Source organism: Enterobacter sp. WP_7_1 (assembly GCF_003688535.1).
GTDB lineage: Bacteria > Pseudomonadota > Gammaproteobacteria > Enterobacterales > Enterobacteriaceae > Enterobacter > Enterobacter asburiae.
This window is the reverse complement of sequence record NZ_REFK01000007.1, coordinates 130652-138888: the sequence shown is the minus strand read 5'-3', so window position 1 is coordinate 138888 and position 8237 is coordinate 130652. Positions and strand designations below refer to the sequence as shown.

Annotated in this window: 5 protein-coding genes; 2 read left to right on the top strand and 3 right to left on the bottom strand. The window is 53.3% G+C overall.

The annotated features are described in order from the left end of the window. The first annotated feature begins 358 nt into the window (after nucleotides 1-358). Nucleotides 359-1312, top strand: a complete 954-nt coding sequence (locus BJ885_RS21660) for a nickel/cobalt transporter (protein ID WP_121932706.1) — start codon at nucleotides 359-361, stop codon at nucleotides 1310-1312. 33 nt (nucleotides 1313-1345) lie between these two features. Here BJ885_RS21660 and proP read toward each other — a convergent pair whose 3' ends face one another. Then, complete coding sequence (gene proP, locus BJ885_RS21655) at nucleotides 1346-2848, bottom strand: glycine betaine/L-proline transporter ProP (protein WP_029740241.1); 1503 nt, start codon at nucleotides 2846-2848, stop codon at nucleotides 1346-1348. Between the two features lie 648 nt (nucleotides 2849-3496). On the opposite strand from proP, the gene kdgT reads away from it, so the two are divergent. Further along, nucleotides 3497-4489 (top strand): 2-keto-3-deoxygluconate transporter, encoded by a 993-nt coding sequence (kdgT, locus tag BJ885_RS21650; protein WP_121932707.1) that lies wholly within the window; start codon nucleotides 3497-3499, stop codon nucleotides 4487-4489. A 51-nt stretch (nucleotides 4490-4540) separates the two neighbouring features. Here the strand turns inward: kdgT and BJ885_RS21645 are convergent, their stop codons facing one another. Both BJ885_RS21645 and crfC read right to left on the bottom strand, forming a co-directional pair. Further along, complete coding sequence (locus BJ885_RS21645) at nucleotides 4541-5416, bottom strand: diguanylate cyclase regulator RdcB family protein (RefSeq protein ID WP_054829827.1); 876 nt, start codon at nucleotides 5414-5416, stop codon at nucleotides 4541-4543. Continuing rightward, nucleotides 5413-7767 carry a clamp-binding protein CrfC gene (gene crfC / locus BJ885_RS21640; protein ID WP_047646859.1) on the bottom strand — a complete coding sequence of 785 codons (2355 nt, stop codon included), beginning with the start codon at nucleotides 7765-7767 and terminating at the stop codon, nucleotides 5413-5415. The genes BJ885_RS21645 and crfC overlap by 4 nt, the downstream gene beginning before the upstream one ends. Nucleotides 7768-8237: the final 470 nt, after the last annotated feature.

Here is an 8237-nt window from a genome sequence, read left to right as displayed (position 1 = left end):
GAGCAGTGCAACGCGGCTTTCGCTCACCGTTGCGAGGTGGCGTATATTACGCTTTCCTCTTTCAGAGTCAACCCGTTATTTCAGGATTTTTTCTCCTCAACCGACCCGCTTGTTGTGTGAAGTGATTCACATCCGCCGTGTCGATGGAGGCGCATTATAGGGAGTTCTCAGCAGGCCGCAACCGCTAAATGACAGAAAAATGACTGACTGCTGCATTCCACAGCAAAACCCCGCCTTATACCCTTTTATGCACAAAGTTATCCACAATCATGAGCGGATCGCGATGCGATCCCACGAATTGAGCGAGAAGATCAACTATACTAGCGGCAAATATTCTCCTCTGTGCAGGCCCACCCTCATGACCACACAACGCCTCGCCCGCGACTGGCGTCTACCTACTGCAGGAGTGATGCTGCTGGCACTCCTCTTTGCCGGTTTTACCCTGCATGCGCACTGGAACGCCTTTATCCAGTGGTGTCTCGCCACGCAAATTACGCTGCACCGCTATCTGGTGATGTATCTGCTGCAGCTTAATAACCACCAGTACAGCGGCGGATTATGGCTGTTAACGGGGGCTTTCCTTTATGGAGTCCTTCACGCCATCGGACCCGGACACGGAAAATTCATCGTGACGACCTATCTGACCACTAATAAGGAAAGCGAGCTGGCCGCCCGGGTCGTCCCCTTTCTGGGTAGCCTGATGCAGGGCGTCAGCGCCATTCTGTTTGTCTTTATTCTGGCGGTAGGGTTTAACCTCGCCTCCGGGGATATTAGTACCAGCCGCTGGTACGTGGAGAAGATAAGCGCAGTGCTTATTGGCGCATTCGGTGCTTTTGTCATTTATCAGGCGCTGAAGAGCCTGCGCCCGCGCAGGATGTCTATCTCCGCCATCAAGCCGCTTCATCAGCACGATGAACACTGTGGCTGCGGCCATCACGGCGTAGGTACAGACCTGACGCAGGGCGACTGGAAAACCCGTCTGGGCGTGATTCTGGCGATTGGCGCACGCCCGTGCAGCGGGGCGATCATGATTCTGATGTTTTCGAACGCGCTGGGCATTGTCACCTGGGGAGTAGCCGCGGTCATGACCATGTCTTTGGGCACCGCACTTTCTATTGTGGGGCTTTCCCTGGCAGTGCGCTACGCCCGCGAGCGCACGGTGAGCTGGTTCGGAGAAAGCGCTTCATTAAGATGGCTGGTGCCAGCAGTCAAAATAGCTGGAGGGATAGTCCTGATCCTGTTCGCAACGGTGCTGTTCCTGACGGTGATCCCCGTCAGCGCCAATGGCGACTACATCGCTGCCGGATGCTAATAAAAGAAAACCCGCCGTTGGCGGGTTTCTTTATTACTCGTTGATGCGTGGATGCTGGTCCACCAGTCGGGAGCGTTTTTTCTGCAGCTCTTCAATCTCTGCGTCAATATCCTCAATCTTCTGCTCTACGTTATCGTAGTGCTCGCGCAGGATCTCTTTCGCTTCCTGGATGTCAGACGCCGCAGGCGTTGCGCCTTTCAGAGGGCGATTAGCCGTCTCCTTCATGGTAAGACCGGTAATCAAACCAATCACCGCAATCACCATCAGGTAATAAGCCGGCATCATCAGGTTCTGCGTGCTCTCGACCAGCGAGGCGGCAAGCGTCGGGGTCAGACCGGCAATCAGCACCGAGATGTTAAAGGCCGCGGCCAGCGCGCTGTAGCGAATATGCGTCGGGAACATCGCGGGCAACGTTGAGGCCATCACCCCGATAAAGCAGTTAAGGATCACCGCCAGCATCAGCAGACCGGCAAAAATCAGCCCCAGCACATCACTGTTAATCAGAATGAATGCCGGAATGGCCAGAGCAAACAGCGCAACGCTTCCCAGAATAATGAACGGTCGACGACCAAAACGGTCACTCAACAGGCCCATAATCGGCTGCACAAACAGCATACCCACCATGATGGCGATAATAATCAGCACCCCGTGATCTTCCGAGTAGTGCAGGTTATGCGACAGATAGCTCGGCATGTAGGTCAACAGCATGTAGTAGGTCACGTTGGTCGAAATCACCAGACCAATACAGGTCAGCAGGCTGCGCCAGTGCTTAGTGGCAATCTCTTTGAACGACACCTTCGGACCATCCTGCAGCCCTTCGCGGTCACCCTGTTCCAGTTTTTCGACGTGCTGCTGGAACGCGGGCGTCTCCTCAAGCGCATGACGCAGGTAAAGACCAATAATCCCCAGCGGCAGTGCCAGGAAGAACGGGATACGCCAGCCCCAGTCGAGGAAGTTATCTTCACCCACCACGGTTGAAATCAGCACGACTACGCCTGCGCCCATGACAAATCCGGCAATCGAGCCGAAGTCCAGCCAGCTCCCCATAAATCCGCGCTTACGGTCCGGGGAATACTCGGCAACGAAGATCGAGGCACCGGTATATTCACCGCCGACGGAGAAGCCCTGCGCCATCTTACAAATCAGCAGGAGAATGGGTGCCCAAATGCCGATGGTGGCGTAAGACGGTATAAGACCGATACAGAATGTACTGATCGACATAATGACGATGGTGATGGCCAGGATCTTCTGACGACCATATTTATCGCCGAGCATACCGAAGAACAGACCGCCCAGCGGGCGAATCAGGAAGGGAACGGAGAACGTACCCAGTGCGGCAATCATCTGCAGGCTGGGATCGGCCCCGGGGAAAAACACTTTACCTAACGCATAGGCCACAAAGCCGTAGACACCAAAATCGAACCATTCCATCGCATTACCGAGCGAGGCTGCGGTAATGGCTTTACGCAGCTTTGCGTCATCAATAATGGTGACGTCGCGAAGCGTGATGGGTTTAATCTTTTTCCTTCTTAGCATAGCTATCCTCGTTGACTCGGCCCTGTCTGTTTCACAGTCCAGTTAGCGTTCTGTGAACCATGGGATCCGCTCCATGCGAATCGCCTTATTCAAGCGTAGCAGGTTTACTTACATTGACGTTTTACGTCGATACAACCGAACCTGTTGACGCCTGCCTGGGCAGTTAATGACCTTTTTACCCTACCAGCGTTTATATTTGTGATCAACTTCACACATATTTTCGCGTCTCGTCAACTCAGTCCAATTTTTGTCAAGGAGTGCCAATAAGCACATCCTTACCCCGCCTAAAGAACATCCTCCCGCGCGTCATTATTTCTTTCTTAACGGAAAAACAAACCACGTTAATTCACATCAGGTTTACATAAATTTTCATCAACAGGAACCGGCCTCAAATTTTACATTGAATATGTGATAAAGATAACTAAAACGATGTTTTATTTTCATTGAATCAATATTCCAATGATCGCATCATAAATCCGAATTCAGCGTTTTATGTGTTTCTGAATGAGGTTAATCGGGAGCACACATTTAATTATGTTGCAGGATTATCGAAAAAAGACCGCAAGCAATACGAGCAATCAATTGAATTTATTGACTAATTTCTAACACCTATCACCCGTCCTGCGGGATCCGATGTGAGGTTTGTCTATGAAGATTAAAGCCACGATAGAACGTATACCCGGCGGCATGATGCTGGTTCCGCTGGTGCTGGGCGCCATCCTGAATACTCTTGCTCCCGATACCGGAGCCTATTTCGGTGGTTTCACAAAAGGTATGATAACAGGCACGGTTCCCATTCTTGCCGTCTGGTTTTTTTGTATCGGCGCATCCATTAATTTGCGGGCAACGGGGACAGTATTACGGAAATCCGGAACGCTGGTGATAACCAAAATAGCGGTAGCCTGGGCGGTGGCAATGATATGCGCGATGTTCATTCCGGAGAATGGAATTCAGACCGGGTTCTTTGCGGGTTTATCGGTCCTGGCGATTGTCTCGGCAATGGATATGACCAACGGCGGATTGTACGCCAGCCTGATGAACCAGTACGGAACGAAAGAAGAGTCCGGCGCATTTGTGTTGATGTCTCTGGAGTCCGGCCCATTGATGACGATGCTGATCCTGGGCTCTGCTGGCCTGGCCTCGTTTGAGCCGCACCACTTTGTCGGCGCAATCCTGCCCTTCCTGGTCGGTTTCGCCCTTGGCAATCTCGACTGCGACCTGCGTGATTTCTTCAGCAAAGCCACGCCGGTGCTGATCCCGTTCTTCGGTTTCGCACTGGGGAACACCATCAACCTGAAGGTCATTCTCGACACCGGCCTGCTGGGCATTGTGCTGGGTGTCGCCGTGATCGTCATCACCGGTATTCCGCTGATTATTGCCGACCGCGTAATCGGAGGAGGAAACGGCACGGCCGGCGTCGCCGCCTCTTCAGCCGCGGGTGCTGCTGTTGCAAACCCGGTGATTATCGCCCAAATTAACCCGGCCTTCGAACCGGTCGCCGCTTCAGCAACGGCACTGGTTGCCGCGAGCGTAATTGTCACCGCGATTCTGGTCCCCATCATCACGGCGCTGTATGCGAAACGCTACGGGAATATGCAAGAGACCCTGCCTGAACCGAAGCCGATAGAAATGAATCATTAACACACCGCATCATTCCCTCTCCCAACGGGGAGAGGGTGAGCGAGAAGGGGTTTACCCAAAAATCTCTTCCACCATCGCGTCCACCAGCCGTTTTGCCGAACAGAGCCTCGGCATGCCCAGCGCGACGGTCTGCCAGTTTTGCGTCACTGACCAGCTCACCGGATGTTGGTCCGCCTGACACCAGTCCCCCAGCCACCCCAGCATGTCTTTATGATCGATTAAACCCGGAGAGGCCGGCGTTGTCAGCCACTGGTGATAGAAATGGCGGGTCGTGGGGGATGCATTGATGCCCTGCGCCAGATAGTTAGCCGCCATGCTGCGCAGGTTATCCTTAAGCATTGCCGCCACATCTTCATTCGCGAGGCGACATGCGTCACCAAATGCCCCCCAGCGCAGCTCTTCCAGGACGATAAAGCAGCGCCCGGCCAGCGACCAGCCATCATAGTGCCCGGCCCGCCAGCGGGTAAAAATCTGCTCGCTGTGCTCGCCCGCCTGCACCGTCAGCCCGCGCTGGGTCAGCGCCTTCTCTTTATAGGCTGCGCGTTGGGTAAAATGAGAGGCGAGTTCAGCGTACTGCTGCATCAGCCCGGGGGACTGCTGGGCGCGCGGGTGCGTCTGCTGGCGCAAAGCAATCAGTTTCTCTGCCATCAGCGTCAGCGCGAGATGACCTGGGTCAAGCATACCGGCCAGTTTTTCCGCCAGCCCCAGGCGCAGCGCTGCATTTTCATTGAGCATACCCGCCATCGCCCAGGGGCGTAGCCGGGTATGCGTCATGATTTCCTGAGTCAAACGCTCACGAAACTGAAGCTGTTGTGGTCCCAGGTGAGGATGACGCGCCGCGTCCACACCCTGAACCAGATCGACCATAAATTTTGGATTAATACACTCCAGCGTTCGCCCGGGGCCGTCCAGTAGTGGTGTTGTCATGGTTGCTCTGCCGCGAATAGAGTTTGAATATCATCGCGTAACAGTCGGGTATCTTCCTGTATCCACGTCGCAGTCGTAATACTTTGCTTCAACAGCTGGCAGAGCGCTCGGGTTGAATGCTCATTCTGTTGACGCACTGCGAGGCTATCACGCAAGCTTTCCTGTAACCCGGTCAGGCACAGCGAAAATTCTGCAAAGAACGTCGCCATTCCTGCCGTAACAGAGACATCGACCTGCGCGGACAAAGCTTTACGTATTTGTTCACAAAACAGCTCAATATGTTGCTTAAATTTGTCATGTAGCTGCGCAATGTCGATAACATATCGCGTGCGCGTTTCCACATACTCATCCCAGCCCCAGCCCGGGTTATTGAGCCAGCGAGAGACCGTTTCTCGCATACTGCTCCCGCCTGATGACGGGCCTGCCTGGCTGTCATCCTGCGCTATTGCATCATTAAAAAGCGCCCGCGTGTTGAAGTTAAGCTGGTGAGCCTGAAACGCCGGGAAACTGATTCGCGCCCGAAAACCCGCATGGCTCAGATGCTCTTTAATACGCGTTTCGATGGGGCGCATGGCTTCGTTCAGGGAACGCGCCAGCGTAGATTCAAGCTGGTCGAAGCGTAACGCCAGCTCCCGGCAGATTTTTGTCTGTGCATCCAGCATCACCCGTTCGCAGGAGGAGCGGATTTTACTCAGCGCGATCTGCGCCTTCCCTTCATCGTCCAGAACCAGCTGCTTCAGCTCGTGCGGCTCGTCACCGTGAGGGTTCTGCCGATCGATGCCAGCCAAATCAAGAATATGCTGAGCGCTGAACACCTCGCCAATCGCCTGGTTAAGCGCGGTTTTTTGGGCGCCCATAAAGTCCGCGGTAGCGTTCAGCGCCTCCTCAACTTCATGTTTCACCTCATCGCTCACCACGCTCTGGCGCGTCTGGAGAAGCGCCATATCCTCTTCCAGACGTGCGATATTCAGTTCCAGCGCCTCAAAGGCAACCGTCAGCCCCTGATAGCGGAAGTCGAGGTACTCCCGGGCATTTTGTGCGTAGTTGAGCAGCTTATGCGAGGCCGAACGCAGCGCGTATAGCGAGGCGTTGGCATAGGCGGCGTAAATCAGCTTGCGTATCGGTTGTTCGAAAAGCGAATCTTCCCAGAGCAAATCGGCAGAATGACGAATATGGTCGATATCGTCCAGGTCCGCCGTGCGCCAGCGACGCCCAAGCGCCGCTTCGGCAAAGTCCTGCACCCAGGGTTGCTCCTGATGATCCGGCAGCTGACCGTGGGTACTCATCTCGTAGCGAGCGCGGTTTGCCAGATAGGCCCACATGGACGAAACGGGGTAGATCTGGCCAGGCGAAATATTGCCTTTCATTAAGGTGCCGGAGATCATCGCCCGGATCTGCTCTTCATCATCGCTATTGCGATCTTTCTGATCGAATTTATTGACCAGGGCATACAGCGGCACAGATTTTCCCGCCGCGGAAATGGCCTGGCGGACTTCTTCATCAGAGATGGATTTAAGCTGGGTATAATCCATCACGGCCAGCACCGCCGACGCGCGGGACAACTGCTCGCTGAGCATTTTTTGCAGATGCGGCTGTCCGGCCTCATTCGGCCCGGGCGTATCGAGCAGCGTCAGCTGTCCGAGGTGAGCATCCAGACCCGCAAGATGCACAAACTCCACTTCAATCACCGGAATATGTTCGATGGCGGCATATTCAGAGAAGGGAAACTCCACGCCTAGCGCCTGGGAAAGCCTCACCAGGTCGTTGAGGCTTTTCAGACAATGAAATATCGGCTGCGCGCCCAGGTGATGCTTCTCAAAAGCCTCTCCTTTTTCAATGCGCTCCAGCAGCGTATTCATGTCTTTATCAATTTCCAGATGCTGAGCGAGCTTTCCGCGATCGTAATCGCATAGCTTTTTCTGGAGCAGTTGGATCAATTCATCAATAGGTGAGGCATGTGAGAAATGCAGCACCGGCTCCTTCTGGCCCGGCGTGTGGCGAATCAGGGTCGGGAGCGCCGTCATCGGACGATTGCGGTTCGGCAACACTTCGGTCCCTACAATCGCATTAATGGTGGTCGATTTTCCCGCTTTCATGGTGCCCACAATAGCCAGGACCATTTCCAGCCGGGTTATTTTCCGTAATTCATTATTCAGCATCGCCTGCTGCGCTTCGACACCGCGCGCGCTAAAATGCAAAGGTAAAACGTTGTTCTTTTCACCCGTAATAGCAGCCGCGGTGCTCTCCAGCATCGCAGTCGGCATTGATTTCAACGTATCAAGGTTTTGCAGGGCGAGCTGTAACAAACGCTCAGCTTCCTGGCTTAATTCAAAAATGGTCTGTGTGTGCATGATAAAAGCCTTTCCTTAACGCAAATTTATTACTTTTATTAAGCCACTGGTATTAATTATGTTGTTCAGGCTTATATGATCACGTGTGGAAAACATGTTCGCCGAAATATAACTGATTGATGATAATCAGAAATAATTCGCCATCCTTGCATGGCGTGTATAGCTCCCCTTCTGGCCTGACGGCCAAAGGAAAAAAGCGTAGCCCAATTTTAAGAAACTTCAGGATATATCATCATTATTTACCCACCTAAAAAGAGAGGTAATACGCCCCTGCCAAAAGATATGGATGGCAGCGAAGTCAGGAGATAAATAACAATGTGTCGCTTCACCTTATCCGAAATGAAGGAGCGTAGCAATTTGCTGCAATAAAATATTCGATATATTTAGCGTCATTTCTTCCCACCGTGTTAATGAGGTAAGCATCGCTTAACTGACTGACACGAAGTGTCACTCCCGATACGCTTTTTGCA

Coding starts and splice junctions, on each gene's coding strand:
- BJ885_RS21660 (WP_121932706.1), top strand. CDS start 359: ATGACCACACAACGCCTCGCCCGCGACTGGCGTCTACCTACTGCAGGA.
- BJ885_RS21645 (WP_054829827.1), bottom strand. CDS start 5,416: ATGACAACACCACTACTGGACGGCCCCGGGCGAACGCTGGAGTGTATT.
- crfC (WP_047646859.1), bottom strand. CDS start 7,767: ATGCACACACAGACCATTTTTGAATTAAGCCAGGAAGCTGAGCGTTTG.
- kdgT (WP_121932707.1), top strand. CDS start 3,497: ATGAAGATTAAAGCCACGATAGAACGTATACCCGGCGGCATGATGCTG.
- proP (WP_029740241.1), bottom strand. CDS start 2,848: ATGCTAAGAAGGAAAAAGATTAAACCCATCACGCTTCGCGACGTCACC.